Annotated in this window: 15 protein-coding genes and 1 tRNA gene; 13 read left to right on the forward strand and 3 right to left on the reverse strand. The window is 70.3% G+C overall.

The window, feature by feature from the left end; genetic code table 11:
* Position 1 precedes the first annotated feature (1 nt).
* The 4 genes from LWP59_RS00455 (at position 2) to LWP59_RS00470 (ending at position 4217) form a co-directional block, all read left to right on the forward strand.
* Positions 2-1420, forward strand: a complete 1419-nt coding sequence (locus tag LWP59_RS00455) for a M20/M25/M40 family metallo-hydrolase (protein ID WP_186383184.1) — start codon at positions 2-4, stop codon at positions 1418-1420.
* Between the two features lie 175 nt (positions 1421-1595).
* Complete coding sequence (locus LWP59_RS00460) at positions 1596-2528, forward strand: ABC transporter substrate-binding protein (RefSeq protein ID WP_229857358.1); 933 nt, start codon at positions 1596-1598, stop codon at positions 2526-2528.
* 4 nt (positions 2529-2532) lie between these two features.
* Positions 2533-3447, forward strand: a complete 915-nt coding sequence (locus LWP59_RS00465; protein WP_144637196.1) for an amino acid ABC transporter permease — start codon at positions 2533-2535, stop codon at positions 3445-3447.
* Positions 3444-4217 carry an amino acid ABC transporter ATP-binding protein gene (locus LWP59_RS00470; RefSeq protein WP_144637194.1) on the forward strand — a complete coding sequence of 258 codons (774 nt, stop codon included), beginning with the start codon at positions 3444-3446 and terminating at the stop codon, positions 4215-4217. The genes LWP59_RS00465 and LWP59_RS00470 overlap by 4 nt, the downstream gene beginning before the upstream one ends.
* Here the strand turns inward: LWP59_RS00470 and LWP59_RS00475 are convergent.
* The gene (locus LWP59_RS00475; RefSeq protein ID WP_144637192.1) at positions 4201-5208 is read right to left on the reverse strand and encodes a hypothetical protein; all 1008 of its coding nucleotides are present in this window, start codon (positions 5206-5208) and stop codon (positions 4201-4203) included. The two genes, LWP59_RS00470 and LWP59_RS00475, sit on opposite strands and share 17 nt — an antisense overlap.
* Before the next feature lie 105 nt (positions 5209-5313).
* Here LWP59_RS00475 and LWP59_RS00480 point away from each other — a divergent pair, with 105 nt between their 5' ends.
* Positions 5314-7650 (forward strand): oxidoreductase, encoded by a 2337-nt coding sequence (locus LWP59_RS00480; protein ID WP_186383183.1) that lies wholly within the window; start codon positions 5314-5316, stop codon positions 7648-7650.
* On the opposite strand, the gene LWP59_RS00485 is transcribed toward LWP59_RS00480, so the two are convergent.
* Together LWP59_RS00485 and LWP59_RS00490 are read right to left on the reverse strand one after the other, a co-directional pair.
* A complete protein-coding gene (locus LWP59_RS00485) occupies positions 7568-8629 on the reverse strand; it encodes an alkaline phosphatase family protein (protein WP_144637190.1) in 1062 nt (353 codons plus the stop codon). The two genes, LWP59_RS00480 and LWP59_RS00485, sit on opposite strands and share 83 nt — an antisense overlap.
* A 236-nt stretch (positions 8630-8865) precedes the next feature.
* Positions 8866-8938 (reverse strand) — tRNA-Gly (locus LWP59_RS00490).
* A gap of 183 nt (positions 8939-9121) precedes the next feature.
* Here LWP59_RS00490 and LWP59_RS00495 point away from each other — a divergent pair.
* The 8 genes from LWP59_RS00495 to LWP59_RS00530 all read left to right on the forward strand — a co-directional run bounded on the left by LWP59_RS00495 (position 9122) and on the right by LWP59_RS00530 (position 17626).
* On the forward strand, positions 9122-10576 hold the full coding sequence (locus LWP59_RS00495; protein WP_144637188.1) for a sigma-70 family RNA polymerase sigma factor: 1455 nt from the start codon (positions 9122-9124) through the stop codon (positions 10574-10576).
* A 90-nt stretch (positions 10577-10666) separates the two neighbouring features.
* The gene (locus tag LWP59_RS00500; RefSeq protein WP_144637186.1) at positions 10667-11107 is read left to right on the forward strand and encodes a DUF983 domain-containing protein; all 441 of its coding nucleotides are present in this window, start codon (positions 10667-10669) and stop codon (positions 11105-11107) included.
* Positions 11108-11110: 3 nt separating this feature from the next.
* Complete coding sequence (locus LWP59_RS00505; RefSeq protein ID WP_144637183.1) at positions 11111-11962, forward strand: Fpg/Nei family DNA glycosylase; 852 nt, start codon at positions 11111-11113, stop codon at positions 11960-11962.
* Between the two features lie 165 nt (positions 11963-12127).
* The gene (locus tag LWP59_RS00510; protein WP_144637181.1) at positions 12128-13402 is read left to right on the forward strand and encodes a GAF domain-containing sensor histidine kinase; all 1275 of its coding nucleotides are present in this window, start codon (positions 12128-12130) and stop codon (positions 13400-13402) included.
* A 10-nt stretch (positions 13403-13412) separates the two neighbouring features.
* Positions 13413-14255 carry a S49 family peptidase gene (locus LWP59_RS00515; protein ID WP_144637179.1) on the forward strand — a complete coding sequence of 281 codons (843 nt, stop codon included), beginning with the start codon at positions 13413-13415 and terminating at the stop codon, positions 14253-14255.
* Between the two features lie 48 nt (positions 14256-14303).
* Positions 14304-15131 carry a LytR/AlgR family response regulator transcription factor gene (locus LWP59_RS00520; RefSeq protein WP_144637177.1) on the forward strand — a complete coding sequence of 276 codons (828 nt, stop codon included), beginning with the start codon at positions 14304-14306 and terminating at the stop codon, positions 15129-15131.
* Complete coding sequence (locus tag LWP59_RS00525; protein WP_144637175.1) at positions 15128-15631, forward strand: hypothetical protein; 504 nt, start codon at positions 15128-15130, stop codon at positions 15629-15631. The genes LWP59_RS00520 and LWP59_RS00525 overlap by 4 nt, the downstream gene beginning before the upstream one ends.
* Before the next feature lie 213 nt (positions 15632-15844).
* Complete coding sequence (locus LWP59_RS00530) at positions 15845-17626, forward strand: sodium/solute symporter (protein ID WP_144637173.1); 1782 nt, start codon at positions 15845-15847, stop codon at positions 17624-17626.
* Positions 17627-17644 lie beyond the last annotated feature (18 nt).

Consider the following 17644-nt stretch of genomic DNA (forward strand, 5'->3'; position numbering starts at 1 on the left):
CGTGGAGCAGACAACCGTGCGTGAAACCGTGTCCAGGCTGTGGGAGACCGAGGTCGTGCCGAGCCTGTCGGGGCTGGTGCGGATTCCCGCCCTGTCCCAGGCCTTCGACCCGGACTGGGCCGCGAACGGGCATCTCGCCGCCGCCGTCGACCACGTGCGCGGCTGGATCGCCGAGCGGCAGCTGCCCGGCGTCACGCTGGACGTGGTGCGGCTCGAAGGCAGGAGCCCGGTGCTGCTCGTCGACGTGCCCGCGACGCCCGGCGCGGAGGACCGCGGCACGGTGCTGCTCTACGGCCATCTGGACAAGCAGCCGCCGGTGGGTGGCTGGGCCGAGGGGCTGGGCCCGTGGAAGCCGGTCGTGCGGGATGACAAGCTGTTCGGCCGCGGCTCGGCTGACGACGGGTACGCGGCGTACGCGGCGACGACAGCGCTCGAAGCCGTGCACGCGGCGGGCGGGCAGCACGCGCGGTCGGTGGTCCTGCTCGAGACCGGTGAGGAGTCCGGCAGCCCGGACCTGCCGGCGTACCTGGAGCACCTCTCCGCCCGGCTGGGCGAGGTGTCGCTGGTGATCTGCCTCGACTCCGGCGGCAACGACTACGAGCGGCTGTGGCTGACCTCGAGCCTGCGGGGCCTGGCGCAGGTGCACGTGACGGTGCGGGTGCTGCGGTCGGCACAGCACTCGGGACTGGCCAGTGGCATCGTCCCCAGCTCGTTCCGCGTGCTGCGGCAGCTGCTCGACCGCATCGAGGACGCGGAGACCGGCGAGCTCAAGCCGGCCGAGCTGAACGTGCGCATCCCCGAGAACCGGCTCGCCGAGACCCGCGCGACGGCCGCGGTCGCGCCGGGCGCGATGAGGAAGGCGTTCCCCCTTGTCGAGGGCATGCGCCCGGTCTCGGACGACGAGGTCGAGCTGATGCTGAACAACAGCTGGCGGCCGACGCTGTCGGTCATCGGCGCGGCGGGCTTCCCCGAGCCCGCGAACGCCGGCAACGTGCTGCGCGAGGCGACCACCCTCGCGCTGAGCTTCCGCCTGCCGCCGACGGCGGACTCGGCGGCGGCGCTGAACGCGGTGGAGAAGGCCTTGACCACGGACGTCCCCTACGGCGCGACGGTCGAGTTGTCGGGCGTCGAGCACGCCGGCGGCTGGAACGCCCCGGACGCGGCGCCGTGGCTGTCGGCGGTGCTGGAGAAGGTGAGCACGGAGGTCTTCGGCGCGCCGTGGCGCAGCGTCGGCCTCGGCGGGTCGATCCCGTTCATGGGGCTGCTGGCGGAGAAGTACCCGCAGGCGCAGTTCCTGGTCACCGGCGCCCTCGGCCCGGACTCGAACGCCCACGTCCCGGACGAGTGGCTGCACCTGGGCCAGGCGCGCCGCATCACCGAGACGGTGGCCCACACCCTGGACGCCCATGCCAGGGGCTGACGCCGCCGTGGCTCCCTGTTCCACGCGCCGCATCCCAGCCGCGTTACCCGGGTGTTACCACCCGGTTGCCCACGTCGTCGACATCACGCCGTGACCTCCCTGGTGCTGCGGATAGCCCCATCCGGATGGCAGGATGCGTGGACTCGCACGGTATGACCTACTAGGAGTGACGAAAGTGGCGCGTGCAACACACATCAAGGCGCTTGTCCTGCTGCCGGCCTTCGCGCTGGCCGGGCTGACCATGGCCTGCGGCGCGGGCGGCAACGGCTCCGGTGGGACCCAGCCCAGTGCCAGCGCCTCCGCGGCGGCACCGCTGCCGACCGAGACCAAGGACGACAAGCTCGCCGCCATGGTGCCCACCGCGATCAGTGCGGACGGCAAGATCGTGGTCGGCCAGGACCAGAGCTACGCGCCCAACGAGTTCGTCGACGAGAGTGGCAAGGTCGTCGGCTTCGACGTCGACCTCGGCAACGCGATCGCCCAGAAGCTGGGGCTGACCGCCGAGTACCAGAACGCGGCCTTCTCCGGCATCCTCGCCGGTGTCGGCTCCGGGCAGTACGAGCTGGCCATGTCCTCCTTCACCATCAACTCAGAGCGGCTGCAGACCGTCGACATGGTGTCCTACTACAGCGCCGGCACCTCGTTGGCCGTGCCGAAGGGCAACCCGGACAAGATCACCCTCGACGACCTGTGCGGTAAGAACATCGCCGTGCAGCAGGGCACCGTCCAGGTCGACGACCTGACCAAGCGGTCGGGGGAGTGCACCGCCGCGGGCAAGCCGGCCATCAACATGCAGCAGTTCCAGGCGCAGACCGACGTGAACCTGCAGGTCCAGACCAGGCGCAGCCAGGCGATGCTGGCCGACTCGCCGGTCATCGACTACGCGGTGAAGCAGACCGGCGGCGCGGTCGAGATCGTCGGCCAGCCCTATGACAGCGCTCCCTACGGCATCGCACTGAAGAAGGGCCAGGGCACCTACGCGCAGGCGGTCCAGGGCGCGGTGCAGGCGATCATCGACGACGGCACCTACGACAAGATCCTGGCCAAGTGGGGCCTCAACACCGCCGGTGCGATCAAGAAGGCGGACCTCAACCCGGCTGTCAGCTGATCTCATGACCGAAACCGAAAACCGGACGAAGGCCGAGGACATCCGCGCGGTCCCGGTGCGCCACTACGGGCGCTGGGTCGCGGGGGTGATCATCGCGTTCGTCGCGTTCATCGTCATCCGCAGCGTGGTCACCAACGCCAACATGCAGTGGCCCGTCGTCGGGGACTACCTGTTCAACGACCGGGTCATGCGGGGCCTGACGAACACGCTCCTCCTGACCGCGATCTCGATGGTCATCGGTGTGGTGGGTGGAGTCCTGCTCGCGGTGATGCGGATGTCCCCCAACCCGCTCGCCTCGGGCGCGGCCGGCGTCTACATCTGGCTGTTCCGCGGCACGCCGCTGATCACCCAGCTGGTGTTCTGGAACTTCCTCGGGCTGTTCTACCCGCGGCTCGGGCTCGGCATCCCGTTCGGGCCCGAGTTCATCAGCTCCGACACCAATCCGCTGATCACCCAGCTCACCGCCTCACTGCTCGGGCTCGGGCTGAACGAGGCGGCGTACATGGCCGAGATCGTCCGCGGCGGCCTGCTCTCCGTGGACGACGGGCAGCGCGAGGCGGCGTCGGCGCTGGGCATGTCGCGATCGAGGACGCTGCGGCGGATCATCCTGCCGCAGGCGATGCGGGTGATCATCCCGCCGACCGGCAACGAGACCATCGCGATGCTCAAGACGACCTCGCTGGTGGTCGTCATCGGCTACTACGAGCTGATGTTGTCGGTGCAACAGATCTACGCCCAGAACTACAAGATCGCGCCGCTGCTCATCGTCGCGGCACTGTGGTACCTGTTCATGACCTCGGTGCTGACGTTGATCCAGATGCAGATCGAGAAGCACTTCGCCCGCGGTACCTCGCGAGCGGTACCGGAGAAGGGCTGGATGTCCCGGCTGGTCGGGTTCGGCGGAGGTGTCGCCCGATGACACCCATCGTGCAGGCCCAGGGCATCCACAAGCGGTTCGGCAGGCTCGAGGTGCTCAAGGGCATCGACTTCGAGGTCGCCGAGGGCGAGGTCGCCTGCCTGATCGGCCCGTCCGGCTCGGGCAAGTCGACGCTCCTGCGGTGCATCAACCACCTGGAGAAGATCAACGCCGGACGGCTGTTCGTGAACGGTCACCTCGTCGGCTACCGCCAGCGCGGTGAGAAGCTGTACGAGCTGCGCGACAGCGAGATCGCCATGCAGCGCAAGGACATCGGCATGGTGTTCCAGCGCTTCAACCTGTTCCCGCACATGACCGCGCTGGAGAACGTGACCGAGGCGCCGGTCCAGGTCCGCGGCGAGAGCAAGGCGAAGGCGCGGGAGCGCGGCCGCGAGCTGCTGGAGCGGGTGGGCCTCGCGGACAAGGAGAAGTCCTATCCCGGGCAGCTCTCCGGCGGGCAGCAGCAGCGGGTCGCGATCGCGCGGGCGCTGGCGATGGAGCCGAAGCTGATGCTGTTCGACGAGCCGACCTCGGCGCTGGACCCGGAGCTGGTGGGTGACGTGCTCGGCGTCATGCGGCAGCTCGCGGCGGACGGCATGACCATGATCGTCGTGACGCACGAGATGCAGTTCGCGCGCGAGGTCGCGGACAAGGTGCTGTTCATGGACGAGGGCGTGGTGGTCGAGGAGGGCCCGCCGGACCAGGTCATCGCCGAGCCCCGGCACGAGCGGACGCGCGGTTTCCTGGCACGGGTGCTCAACCCGAACGCCTGACGTCGTAGGTGGACGGTGCCACCCGGACCAGCCGGTTGGTGGCGTTGAGCGCGTTGCGCAGGCCTTCGCGGGTGATGCGGCGGGTGAGCCGGGCGCGGATCTCGTCGAGGTGCAGCGGCCGGCCCTCGCTCTCGATGAGCCGGATGGCGTTTTCCGTGCTCGACCCGCCGGGCTCCGCATAGGGCTCGAGATGCCAGGCTTCGAGCGCGAACGTGCTCGGCGCGACGCGGACGAAGCGGCCGTCGGCGTTGAGGCGGTTGTACAGCGGGCCGCGGCTGTACTGCCGGTCCATGCGCTGCAGCAGCTCGTCGAGGTGCAGCGGCGCACCGGCCTGTGCCAGCAGGTCGGCGGCGGTGTCGGTCGCGGTCGGCCCGCGGGTGGTGCGCTTGCCGGCCGAGATCCGCTCGACGACCCGGTGCAGCGTGCGCCGCGGCTGGTGCAGCTCGACCGGCGAGACGCGGTACCCGCAGTGCGCGAGCCACGCGATCTGTTCGTCGTCGGCGAGCTTGAAGCCGCGGGCCACCAACGCCTCCGCCGGCGACTCGGCCCGCAGCGCCTCGCCGAGCGCGGTGACGGCCTCCTTGGTCGTGGCCACCGCGGTCAGGAAATCCGGCACGGCGGCCCAGCTGTGGTCCACCTCGAACACGCCACCGAAGCGGGCGAGCACGCGCCAGGCCGAGACGTTCGGGCTGATCACGGGATAGTCCAGCGCCGGATGCCGCTCCAGCAGCCGCGCCAGTGGCAGCACCGGGGCGACCTCCGCACGCAGCCGCTCGGCCCATTCGCCGAGCGCGCCGCCGCGAGCGAGTGCGGCCCTGACCCGTTCCTCGAAGCCGGTCTCGATCGCGTTGCGCTGCTCGGGCGCGGGCAGGTACTGACCGAACCAGCGGTAGGCGTTCTCCTCGTCGGCCCAGAGCCGGCGCCGCAGTGTGGCCAGCTCCCCGTAGGTCACCGAGTCGGTGACCTCCCTCAGCTCCGCGAGGGCTTCCATCTCTTCGACGATAGCCGCGAACCCCGGTCGGCTCAGCGAAACTGCCCTACCGGAGTAACGCGAGCACTAAGGTCGGATCGAGCGGACGGAAAGGGGAGCGCGCGGATGGCGGCAGGCCAGGCAGGACCGGAACGCGAGCTGCCGCCGCTGGACCCGTTCGCCGGGGTGCCGGACGCCCGCTACCACCTGCCCGCGACGGAGTTGCTCCGCCCACTGCTGGAGCCGGGCAGCGGCGGGTTGCTGCGGTGGCGCAGGCAGGCGAGCAACGCGCCCATCGTGCCGGTGGAGAACGTGTACGTGACCGGCAAGCTGGACCTGCGTGGCGCGGACCTCGACTGCCTGTTCCGGTTCGAGAACTGCCGGTTCGAGCACGCGCCGGACGTGCGCGAGGCGAAGCTGCTCGGCCTGGTGTTCCGGCGCTGCTGGCTGCCCGGGCTCAAGGCACGAAACCTTCGCAGCCGCAACGACGTCCGCCTCATCCGCAGTGTCGTGCAGCCGTTCCCGGGCGGCACGGACGACGGCGAGACGGCGGTCCAGCGCGGCGACACCAGGGAACGCGGCGTGCCGGACGCGGCGATCAACCTGACCGACGCGGTGGTCGAGGGTTCGCTGGTGCTGACCCGCACCCGCATCGCGACCTCGTTCGGCCGCGCCTTGCAGGCCGACCGGCTCAAGATCGGCGGCGCGCTGCTGGCGTACCGGCTCAAGGCCGACGGCGCGGTCCGGGTGCCGGGCATGTGGACCGGCGGTAACGTCAACTTCTCCGGTGCCACGCTGCGCAATCCCGGGGGGTTCGCGCTCGACGCGAACGGGGTGCACATCGGCGGCAGCCTGCTGTGCGAAGTGGACAACTTCGGTGCGGCCGAGCAGCGCCAGCCGTTCACCGCGCGCGGCGTGCTGCACCTGCCGAGCGCACGCGTCGACGGCGACATCGTGTTCCGCGCCGCCGACCTGGCGAGCCCCCAGCGTGGCCCGATCGCCGTGGAGGCCTGGGACTCCAGCGATCCCTACGTGGACCCGTGGCCGGCGCTGGTCGCCGACCGGATGCGCGTCGAGGGCAACGTCGAGCTGTCCGACGGGTTGTCCGCGGTGGGCACGCTGCGCATGATCAACACGCGGATCGGCGGCACGCTGCGGCTCGCGCGGGCGCGGATCAAGGTCACCCGCGGCAAGGTCGAGCCGTTCTACGACAGGGCACTGCACCTGGACGGCAGCGAGATCGACGGCGACCTCGAGGCGACCGGCCTGCGCGTGCCCTCGGGCCAGCTGCGGCTGGCGGACGTGCGCGTGGGCGGGAACGTGCTGGCCGCGCGGGCGCATCTGCAACACGCCGGCCGTGACGTGTTCTCCGCGCGGCGGATGAAGGTGGCCGGGAACCTGCACCTGACCGACGCGACGCTGGAGGGCACTCTCCGGCTGCAGGGCACGGAGGTCGGCGGCAGCATCGAGCTGTACGGCACGGACGTCAGCGCGCCGACGGTGCGCGAGCAGACGAGCTACTCGGTGGACCTGCGCACGGTCCGGGCCGGGCGCAACATCAGCCTCACCAGGTCCCGGGACAGGCATTTCCGCGCCACCGGCGGGGTCAACATGGACGGCGCGAGCGCGGCTCGGCGGATCGACCTGACCGGTGCCGAGTTCGACTCCGTCGCCGGGCACGACATCGCGCTCGACGCGAGCGACCTGACCTCCGACGAGCTGATGCTCAACCCGGGAAAGCCCGCGCGTGGCCGGATCCTGTTGCGGCACGCGCATTGCCGCACCCTCGATGACAACGACGCGTTCTGGGAGACCCAGGGCGGGATCGAGCTGGAGGACTTCCGGTACGACGTGCTGCACCGTCCGATCGAGATGAAGAACGACCGCGCGGTGAACACCCGGATCGACCAGCTGCGGACCGCGATGGCGGGATACCGACCGGGCCCGTACGACCAGCTGGCCGCGATGCTGCGCTCGAGCGGCAACGAGGAGCACGCGGACACGGTGTTGTTCCGCAAGCAGCAGTACCGGTACGAGGCGCTCGCGCAGGGCTACCGGGTGTTCGGGCCCGGCGTGCGGCTGTGGAGCTGGTTGCAGCGCTGGATGGTCGGCTACGGCTATCGCCCGGTCCGGGCGCTGGGTTGGCTGATCGGGCTGCTCGTCGTCGGCAGCCTGTACTTCTGGCTCGGCCACGACTCGTGCGTGACCGACCCGGTGCGCTACATGGTCGCCGGTCCGCGGTGCGCGATCGACCAGCAGGAGACCGGCCTGCAGTGGAACCCGGTGCTGTACACGGCGGACCTGCTGGTGCCGATCGTCGACTTCGGCAACAAGACCCGCTGGTACATGCACGGGATGGACAAGTGGGTGAGCGACGGCTTCATCGCCGCGGGCTGGATCCTCGCGACCACCGTGGCCGCGGGTGCCGGCCGGATGATCCGGCGCGACACCCCCGGCAGGTAGCTAGCGCGGGAGCTTCGGCCTTGCCGTCGTTGAACCGGAAGGCCGAGGTCAGGTCGCCGAAGGTCCGGCGGCGCCAGTCGGAGATGTTGCCCACCTTGACCCCGGTGACGCGCTCGAGGAAGCGCAACTGTGAGGTGTGGTCGAAGTTCTCGCTGCACACCCAGCCGCCGGCGGTCCACGGCGAGATGACGATGGCGGGCACCCGGAAGCCGCCGCCGACCCACAGGCCGTTGCCCTTGGTGCCGCCGGGGGAGGTGCCGTTGACGAACTCGTCCGGCGTGCCCGCGGGCGGGATCGGCGGGACGACGTGGTCGAACAGGCCGTCGTTCTCGTCGTAGCTGAGGATGAACGCCGCGAAGTTCTCCAGCATGTTGCAGCCGTAGGTGTCGTCCTGCTCGTAGACCTTCCAGCTCACCCCGGCCTCGGTGAGGCGCTCGGCGTAGGTCTTCCAGGTGTAGCCGCCCGCGGGGGCGGTGTTCTGCAGGATGGGGCCGCCGTTCTCGCTGTTGGGGTCGACGGTGCCGGTCCTCCACATCATGCGGTTGGGCCAGGTGGGGCCGAGCACCGAGCAGAAGTAGGAGTCGCAGATGGTGAACGACTCGGCGAGCGCGAACTGGAACGGCAGGTCGGCGCGGGTGTGGTAGCCCATCACGTATGGGCCGTTCTTGCCGTCGGCCTTGCGGTGCGCCGGCAGCCAGTTGTCCATCTTGCCGCCGTTGAGCGAGTCGTGCTGGACCTGGCAGGCGTGTGAGGTGGAGGGGATCTTTTGGGCGTTGGTGGCGTGGGTGTCGAGGCGGAACGGCAGCGCGTAGCCCGCGGGGTTCTGGGGGTCGGGCTGGTAGAAGACGGACTTGCCGTCGGGGAGCCGCTGTGCGCGCGGGTCGTTGAACCCGCGGACGCCGGAGAGGGTGCCGAAGTAGTGGTCGAAGGACCGGTTTTCCTGCATCAGCAGGACCACCACGTGTTCGATATCGCGCAACGACCCGCGCTTCGGCGCCGAGTAGACGACGTCGAGTGACCTCAGGCATTCAAGCCTCCAAGGAAACGGAAAGAACCCCCACCGCCCGATGCAACGCAACAACGCCACGCCACCACCGCAGGGGGGTCCAGGGGGGCGAAGCCCACCCTGGCGGGGGCCCGGGGGTTCGACCCCGGAACAAACGGCGCAGGGGCCCCGGCTCGCGCTTTCCGCAAGCACAAGGGCCCCAGCAACTGAGCGGACGACGGGATTCGAACCCGCGACCCTCACCTTGGCAAGGTGATGCGCTACCAGCTGCGCTACGTCCGCACGCCCCGTTAACCGGTGCTCGCTCACCCTATACCCTGCCGCTTGGGGGTGTGACAGGCACCCGGTCGGAGGTAACTCTGTCACTCCCGGAGTACAAGGGGTGACGGCAAGCGTTTCGCTCCGTATGGTGTCCCCATTCAACCGAACGGGTTAGTCCCGCCCCGGGGAGGAGGTGCCTGCCGAATGACGGAAGAAGCAACGGTACCGGAGCAACGCACGGTATCGGCCGATGAGCAGGCACTTCTGCGTCGCCTCCGGGCAGGCGAGGACAGCGCGTTCAGCGAGTTGTTCGAGCTGCATTCGGGTGCCGTGCGGCGGCTGGCACGGGGCATCGCGAGCGACTCCTCCGAGGCCGAGGACATCACCGCCGAGACCTTCTTCCGCGTGCTCCAGGCGTTGCGCCGCGGCGCGGGCCCGCGCGACCACATCCGCGCCTACCTGCTCACCGTCGCCCGCCGCGTTTCGTGGGAGTGGCACGGGGCGCGCCGCGACGTCCCGGTCACCGACGACGAGCTGACCCATCGCGCCGGTGCCGGCGCGGACGCGCACGCGCGCACGGCCGAGCACACCTTGATCGCGACCGCCTTCACGAGCCTGCCGGAGCGCTGGCGCACGGTGCTGTGGCAGACCGAGGTCGAGGGCGAGCAGCCCGCGGTCGTCGCCCCGCACTTCGGGCTGAGCGCGAACGCGACGGCGGCGTTGGCGAGACGGGCCCGCCAGGGGCTGCGCGCGGCGTACCTGCAGGCGCACCTGGCGATGAACCGCACTCCGGACGTCAGTTGCCGGGGGGTGGTCGAAAAGCTGGGCGGGTACACCGCCGGCAGTGTCACCGGGTCGGAGGCGACCCGGATCCGCACGCACCTGCTCGGCTGCGCCTCCTGCCGGTCGATGCACGCGGAGCTGCGGGACGTCTGTTCCTCGCTGCGGGCGCATGCCGGGGTGCTGGCGCTGCTGGTGCCGTCCACGGCGGCGGTCGCCGGGTCGGGCAGCGGGACGCTGGCCACCGTGAAGGGCCTGTTGCTGTCGAAGCTGAAGATCGGGATCGCGCTGGCGTCCACGGCGGCGGCCGGAGTGGTCGGCGTGGCGGTCGGGCCGGCGATGCTGGACTCGAACCACTCGCAGACCGTCGGGCTGCCGCAGGGCGGGGTCGAACTGAGGATCGCGCCGACGCAGCCGTCGCTGCTGAGCTCGCCGCCGCAGGAGCCGGTGCCGCCGGGCGAGGCGACCCTGCACCTGCCGGGCCGCGCCTCGTCCGTGCCGCGTGACGCCGGGCAGGGCGCGCCGCTGGGCACCGCGGGCCAGGACGCGCCACCGCCGGCGGCACCGCCGCAGCAGTCCGGCCAGAACGCTCCGGGGACCTCGTCGAGCCTCGGCACGCGTGACGACCTCGACACGACGACCTACTCGACGGAGTCCTCCGGCACGAAGAAGCCGGGCAAGGGCAACCACGGGTCGAAGCAGAACAAGGTCAAGTCCTCGAGCGCGCGCTCGGACACCCCGAGCGGTGACAGCGCGCGCTCGGACACCACGGGGACCGACGACGCGACGACGACCGGCACGACCCCGGCGACCACCGAGTCCGGTGTGACGCTCTTCTGGTGGCTGTTCGGCCCCGACTCGGGTGACGCCACCCGTTGATCTTGGTGCGGACCTCGCGCCCCGGGGTCCGGCCACGCTACCGTTGAGCACGCTCAGGAACGACGGAGCGTGTCCGGGAGGCCACGAAAGATGAACCGCCGGGTGCAGGGGCTGGACGGCCGGGACTGGATCGTCCGGGCGCAGATGGAGTGGCGCCGCCCCGCCACCGTGGAGGACTTCGAGCACGACGTGGCGGGCAGCCCTGCCTCGGGCGTCGCGATGTTGTCCGTGACCCTCCTGCTCGCGGTTATCCTGGTGGCCTGGCTACCCGATGGGGTCGTGGTACCGGCCTGGGTGGTCTGGGGCCTGCTGCTGATCGCGCTGTTCTTCCCACTGCGGTGGGTGCTGAACAGGCCGTGGGGCCTGGTCGCGGAGACCGACGGGGATCCGATGGGCGAGCACCCGCCGGAGCGCTGGGTCGGCGTCGTGACCGGGATGTTCCGGGTGCGTGGTGAAGTCACCAAGGTCGCCAAGACCATCCAGCGTGAAGGCCTGCCGGACTTCGACGGCCCCTTGCATCCGATGGAGTGACCGATGCCCGAGTTACCCGAGGTCGAGGCGCTCGCGTACCACCTGCGTGAGCACGCGGTCGGCCGGACGGTGACGCGGGTCGACGTGGCGTCGTTCGGCGTGCTCAAGACCGTGACCCCGCAGTGGACCGAGCTGCACGGGCGCACGGTGACCGGGGCCGGGCGGCACGGCAAGCACCTCGATCTGGACTGCGACGGCATCCACCTCGTGGTGCACCTGGCCCGCGCGGGCTGGCTGCGCTGGTCGGACTCCCTCTCGCCGACGCCGCCGAAGCCCGGCCGGGGGCCGTTGGCGCTGCGGGTGCACCTGGCCGGCCCCGGCTTCGACCTCACCGAGGCGGGCACCAAGAAGGGCCTCGCGGTGTGGATCGTCCGCGACCCGGAGGAGGTGCCGAGCATCGCGCGCCTCGGCCCGGACGCGCTGGAGCTGACCCGGGAGAAGCTGGGCGAGCTGTTCGCCGGCCGCACGGAACGGCTCAAGACCGCACTGACGGACCAGTCGCTGATCGCCGGGATCGGCAACGCGTACTCCGACGAGATCATGCACACCGCGAAGCTCTCGCCGTACTCGACGCCGGGAAAGCTCTCCGAAGAAGCGCTGGACCGGTTGTCCGACGCGATGCACGAGGTGCTCACCGGTGCGGTCGCACGGTCCGTTGGCCAGCACGCGGCGCGGCTCAAGGGCGAGAAGCGGTCGGGGCTGCGGGTGCACGCGCGGGCCGGACTGCCCTGCCCGGTGTGCGGCGACACCGTGCGGGAGATCTCGTTCGCGGACAAGGCCTTCCAGTACTGCGCGACCTGTCAGACGGGTGGCAAGCCGCTCGCGGACCGCAGGCTGTCGCGGCTGCTCAAGTAGCGTTGCGTAGGTGCCTTTTTCACCCGTTCATCGTCTAATTGCGACACTCGGTTGGCCGATACGGCGGCGTTCTCGCTTTGGGTAAGGTCGCTCCTACCCCAGGGTGTTGGTATCTACACAGAAAGTGGGCTGGAAGCCTTGCACCCGGCTGAGCGAGCGCAGAGCATGGACGCCGTGTCCGACTTGCCGATCGCGCAGATCGTCCCGTGGACCGTCGCGGGCCTGCTGCTGATCGCCGTGATCGTGTTGCTGCTCCGCGCGCGCAAACCGAGCAGCTTCGTGGACGACGCCGTGCTCGAAGCCGTCTACCACATGTCGAAGGCCACTCCGGACCTGCGCGAGGGCTTCGACCAGGTCGCCGCGGACCGGATCACCTCGCAGCTGCTCGAACTGCTCAAGTGCGTCTCGGTCGGGATCACCGACTCGGAGGGCACCCTCGCGTCCTGGGACGGCGAGGCCAACGACCACTACATGGACCTCACGCCGTCGATCGGGATGGCGATCCGCAAGCACCGGCGCGAGGTCGTCAACCACGACGACGTGCCGTGCGACCACCGCGGCACCTGCAAGATGAGGACCGCGGTGATCGTGCCGCTGATCGTCGAGGGCGAGATCGAGGCCGTGCTGATCGTGGTCGGCCGCACCAAGGGCAAGCGGCTCGTGCAGATGGCCGACGCGGTCGCCCAGTTCGTCTGCACCCAGTTCGAGCTGGCCCGGCTCGACGAGTCGAAGCTGCAGCTGCAGCAGGCCGAGATCAAGGCACTGCGCGCGCAGATCTCGCCGCACTTCATCTACAACGCGCTCAACACGATCTCCTCGCTGATCCGCACGGACCCGGAGGAGGCCCGGGAGCTGCTGCAGGAGTTCGCCGACTTCACCCGGTACTCGTTCCGCACCTCGGGCATGTTCACCTCGCTCGCGGACGAGCTGCGCAACATCGACCGGTACCTGACCATCGAGCGCGCGCGCTTCGGCGGCAGGCTCGAGGTGCGGCTCAAGATCGCGCCCGAGGTGCTGTCGGTCGTGGTGCCGTTCCTGATCATCCAGCCGCTCGTGGAGAACGCGGTCCAGCACGGGCTGGCGAACAAGCCCAGCGGCGGCATGGTCACCGTGACCGCACAGGACTACGGCACCGAGGCGCTGATCAGCGTCGAGGACGACGGCATCGGGATGGACCCGGCGCGGCTGGCGGACCTGCGCAACTCGCACCGCACCGGCGCGCACGTCGGGCTCGGCAACATCAACGCGCGGATGCGGCAGCTGTTCGGCGACGAGTACGCGCTGATGGTCGAGACCGCTCCCGGGGCGGGGATGAAGGTCACCCTGCGGGTGCCGAAGTTCGCCCCCGGCGTGCGCACCGAGCTGCCGGACTACACGGCCTCGGTGCCACCGCAGACCGCCCGCAACTCCTCGCCTGCACACGCGCGGAAAGGCACGTAACCTCGCGGCCATGACCAGCATGACCGACAAGTTGACGAGCCGGATCCCGGGCATCGACCGGGGCGATCGGACCGACGTGGTCGCGGTCGTAAAGCTGCACGGCGTCATCACGCCGACCCCGTCGCCGCTCGCCCGCGGCAGCATCAACCTCGCGGCGGTCGAGTCGGCGCTGACCAGGGCGTTCGACCACGACCGGCTCAAGGCCGTCGCGCTGCTGATCAACTCGCCCGGCGGCGCGCCAACGCAGTCGGGCCTGGTCGCGGAACGGATCCGGCAGCTGGCCGCGAAGAAGAAGGACGTGCCGGTGCTGGCGTTCTGCGAGGACGTCGCCGCGTCGGGCGGGTACTGGCTGGCCTGCGCGGCGGACGAGATCTACGCGCACCGGACGTCGCTGGTGGGCTCGATCGGCGTGATCAGCGGCGGTTTCGGCTTCGCGGGGCTGCTCGACCGGTTCGGCATCGAGCGGCGGCTGCACACCGCGGGGGAGAACAAGTCGCGCCTTGACCCGTTCAGCCCGGAGAAGCCCGAAGACGTCGAGTGGCTGGAGAAGATGCACGCCCAGCTGCACGAACTGTTCGTGAGCTGGGTCAAGGAGCGGCGCGGGGACAAGCTGTCGCCGACCGAGGACCTGTTCACCGGCGACGTCTGGCTCGGTGAGAAGGCGAAGGAACTGGGCCTGATCGACGGCGTCGGCAACCTGCGCGAGCTGATCGCGCAGCGGTTCCCCGCCGCGGAGATCAAGATGGCCGAACCGAAGAAGCCGTTGCTCGCGCGGCTCGGCGTCGGCGCGCCCGCGGCGGCGATCTTGGACGCGGTGACACAGAAAGCAATGTGGAGCCGCTACGGGTTGTAATGCGTTCGCCCGAGCGCGGTATGGACAGCAGGCTTCGTACTGGGCAGGATGCGAACCACTGTGAGTGCGCATAATGAAACGCGGCGATTGGTTGTGCTCGCCGTGGACGACGAACCCCACGGGCTGAACCTCCTCGTCGAGAGCCTGCAGTCGAATCGGCACATCGGCCGGGTCTTCACCGCCGTCGATGCGTCGGAAGCGCTGCGGCTGCTCGCCTCCGACGACGAGGAACTGCGGCAGCGCAAGGAGCGCGGCCTGCCGACGATCGACGCGGTGTTCGCCGACCTGCAGATGCCGGGGCTGTCCGGGATGGAGATGGCGCGGGTGTTCTCCGCGCTGAACCCGGCGCCGGTGCTGGTGTTCGTCACCGGGCACGCCTCCGAGGCGGTGAACGCGTTCGACCTCGGCGCGGTCGACTACCTGCTGAAACCGTGCAACCAGAGCCGGCTGGACCGGGCCGTCGAACGGGTGCTGGACAAGCTGAGCACGGTGCCGGCCGTGGGCGGTCCCACGGGCGCGGCGGCGCCTGCCAAACCGGACGACGACGAGGTGATCCCGGTCGAGCTGGCCGGCACGACCAAGCTGGTTCCGCGCTCGACGGTGCGGTGGGTCGAGGCGCAGGGCGACTACGCGCGGCTGTTCACCACCGACGGCAACAGCCACCTGGTCCGGATCCCGCTGACCCAGCTCGAGGAACGCTGGGAGAAGGCGGGCTTCGTGCGCATCCACCGATCGTTCCTGGTCGCGCTCAACCTGATCACCGAGCTGCGGATGGGCCAGGGCGGCTACCAGGTCGTGATCGGCAACGACGAGAAGCTGCTGCCGGTGTCGCGGCGGCACACGCGTGAGCTCAAGGATCGCCTGACCGGCCGATGAACGACGACATCTACCGCCATGTGGAGGGGGTCCGGGAACCGGATCCCACCCTCGGCAAGACCCGTGGCAGGCACGAGCCGGCGACGGTCGAGCGGGTGCCGCCCGCGCCGGTGGAGTCGCAGCCCGAGCAGCCGGCGAAACCGCCCAAGCGGCAACGGGTCGTGCTGGCCGACCCGCGCTCACGCTCGACGCCGACCCTACGGGCGCGCGTCGAGCTGGAAGAGCAGACGAGCTGGGGCACGCTGCTGGTCGACGATCTGGTCAAGCGCCAGCTGCGGGCGGGGCTCGCGCTCGCCGGGCTAGTGCTGGTGGTGCTCGGCGGGCTGCCGCTGGCCTTCTACCTGTCGTCGGACTTCGCGGGCGTGCACGTGGTGGGCGTGCCGCTGGCCTGGCTGCTACTGGGCGTGCTGCCGTTTCCGCTGCTCCTGCTGGCCGGCCTCGCCTACAACCGGCTCGCCGAGCGCCACGAACGCGACTTCGTCGACATGATCGAGAACTAGCCAGTGAAGTGGCTTGCGTGCCGGTGCGGGTGGCGGAACCTGAGGTGGCCCCTCGCTGTGGGATCGCCTCCTCATGAGTGACCAACTCACCACGTCGGCGCTGTCCTCGCGAGGAGCCACCTCAGAACCCGCGGCGGCGCAGGCTGCGTGCCGACAGCAAGCGGCTGCCGCCGCTTATGTGTGCGGCCGAGCACTGGTGCAACACTGTTCGCCGTGCAGCTGAACCCGTGGGCGCTGACCGGCATCGTGCTGGTCGCCGCGATGACCTTCTACCTCGGTCATCGCTCGTCGCGGTTCGCCAGCTCCACGCACGACTTCCTGGTCGCGCGCCGCACGGTGCGCTCGCGCCGCAACGCCGCCGCCATCTCGGGCGAGTACCTCTCGGCCGCGTCGTTCCTCGGCGTCGCCGGGATCGTGCTCAAGGAGGGCGCCGACGGGCTGTGGTACCCCATCGGCTTCACCGCGGGCTACCTCGCGCTGATGCTCTTCGTCGCGGCACCGCTGCGGCGCTCGGGCGCCTACACGCTGCCGGACTTCATCGAGGCGCGGCTCGGTTCGGTCGCGCTTCGCCGCTGTGCCACGGCTTTCGTGGTCGTGATCGGCATCCTCTACACGGTGCCGCAGCTGCAGGGCGCGGGGCTCGCGCTGACCACCGTGCTGCCGGTGCCCTGGTGGTTCGGCGCGCTCGCGGTGACCGTGCTGGTCGCGGGCAACGTGCTCGCCGGCGGCATGCGCGCGATCACGGTGGTCCAGGCATTCCAGTACTGGCTCAAGCTGTTCGCGCTCGCCGTGCCCGCGTTCGTGCTGTGCGCGGTGTTCGTGAGCGGCGGACACAGCGGGCCGGCCGGCGCGCTCGGCTCGCCCGCGCCACCGACGTTTCCGGCGGACACGACGGTGAAGATCGAGACGGACGTCGGCCTGCGGGTGACCATGGTGACCCCGGTGCGGGTGCGCAAGCCGGGCGAGACCGAGGACCGGACAGTGGTCTGGGCCAAGGGCGCGACCGAGCAGGTGGCCAAGGGCACCGAGCTGCGGTTCGCCGCCGGGACGTCGGTACCGGTGGTCACCGAAGCGCTCTCGGCCAACTCCGACTGGCTGCGGCCCGGCAGCACCGGGCTGTCCGACCTGCTGCAGACGTATTCGCTGATCCTCGCGACCTTCCTCGGCACCATGGGCCTGCCGCACGTGCTCGTCCGCTTCTACACCAACCCCGACGGCAAGGCCGCGCGCCGGACCGCGGTGCACGTCCTGCTGCTGCTCGGGCTGTTCTACCTGTTCCCGACGCTGCTCGGCGCCATGTCGCGGATGTACGTGCCGGAGCTGCTGGTCACCGGGCAGACCGACGCCGCGGTGCTCCGGCTGCCGCAGGCGGTGCTGCCCGGGGTGGCCGGGCAGATCCTCACCGGCGTGATCATGGCCGGCGCGTTCGCCGCGTTTCTGTCCACCTCGTCGGGACTGCTGGTGAGCGTGGCGGGCGTCGTGTCGACCGACCTGTTCAAGGGCAAGGTGCGCGATTTCCGCTGGGCCACGGGAATCGTCGCCGTCATTCCCGCGGGGCTCGCGCTGACCATGCGCTCGACCGACCTGTCGCTGAGCGTCGGGATGTCCTTCGCGCTGGCGGCGTCGACGTTCTCCCCGATCCTCGTCCTCGGCATCTGGTGGCGCGGGCTGACCTGGCCGGGCGCGATGACCGGGATGATCGTCGGCGGCGGGCTGGTGGTGTCGGCACTGGTGGTCAACACCGTCTCCGGCTACACCGGCAACTGGGCGCCCTGGCTCGCCGACCAGCCTGCGCTGATAACGGTGCCGACGGCGTTCGCGGTGACGGTGCTGGTCAGCCTCGCCACCCGGGCCGGCCGGCCGGCCGACGTCAACGCCGTGATGCTGCGGCTGCACGCGCCCGACCCGCTGGGTTTCATGCGGGACCGCGCCGTCGCCCGGTTCGGGCAGATCGAGAATCGCGGTCGTACGGGCAAGGGGCGGCACCGCAAGTAGCCGTCCGGGTACTTAGTG

This window comes from Amycolatopsis acidiphila (genome assembly GCF_021391495.1).
Taxonomy (GTDB): domain Bacteria; phylum Actinomycetota; class Actinomycetes; order Mycobacteriales; family Pseudonocardiaceae; genus Amycolatopsis_E; species Amycolatopsis_E acidiphila.

Coding starts and splice junctions, on each gene's coding strand:
- LWP59_RS00465 (WP_144637196.1), top strand. CDS start 2,533: ATGACCGAAACCGAAAACCGGACGAAGGCCGAGGACATCCGCGCGGTC.
- LWP59_RS00470 (WP_144637194.1), top strand. CDS start 3,444: ATGACACCCATCGTGCAGGCCCAGGGCATCCACAAGCGGTTCGGCAGG.
- LWP59_RS00475 (WP_144637192.1), bottom strand. CDS start 5,208: ATGGAAGCCCTCGCGGAGCTGAGGGAGGTCACCGACTCGGTGACCTAC.
- LWP59_RS00480 (WP_186383183.1), top strand. CDS start 5,314: ATGGCGGCAGGCCAGGCAGGACCGGAACGCGAGCTGCCGCCGCTGGAC.
- LWP59_RS00495 (WP_144637188.1), top strand. CDS start 9,122: ATGACGGAAGAAGCAACGGTACCGGAGCAACGCACGGTATCGGCCGAT.
- LWP59_RS00500 (WP_144637186.1), top strand. CDS start 10,667: ATGAACCGCCGGGTGCAGGGGCTGGACGGCCGGGACTGGATCGTCCGG.
- LWP59_RS00505 (WP_144637183.1), top strand. CDS start 11,111: ATGCCCGAGTTACCCGAGGTCGAGGCGCTCGCGTACCACCTGCGTGAG.
- LWP59_RS00510 (WP_144637181.1), top strand. CDS start 12,128: ATGGACGCCGTGTCCGACTTGCCGATCGCGCAGATCGTCCCGTGGACC.
- LWP59_RS00515 (WP_144637179.1), top strand. CDS start 13,413: ATGACCAGCATGACCGACAAGTTGACGAGCCGGATCCCGGGCATCGAC.
- LWP59_RS00520 (WP_144637177.1), top strand. CDS start 14,304: ATGCGAACCACTGTGAGTGCGCATAATGAAACGCGGCGATTGGTTGTG.
- LWP59_RS00525 (WP_144637175.1), top strand. CDS start 15,128: ATGAACGACGACATCTACCGCCATGTGGAGGGGGTCCGGGAACCGGAT.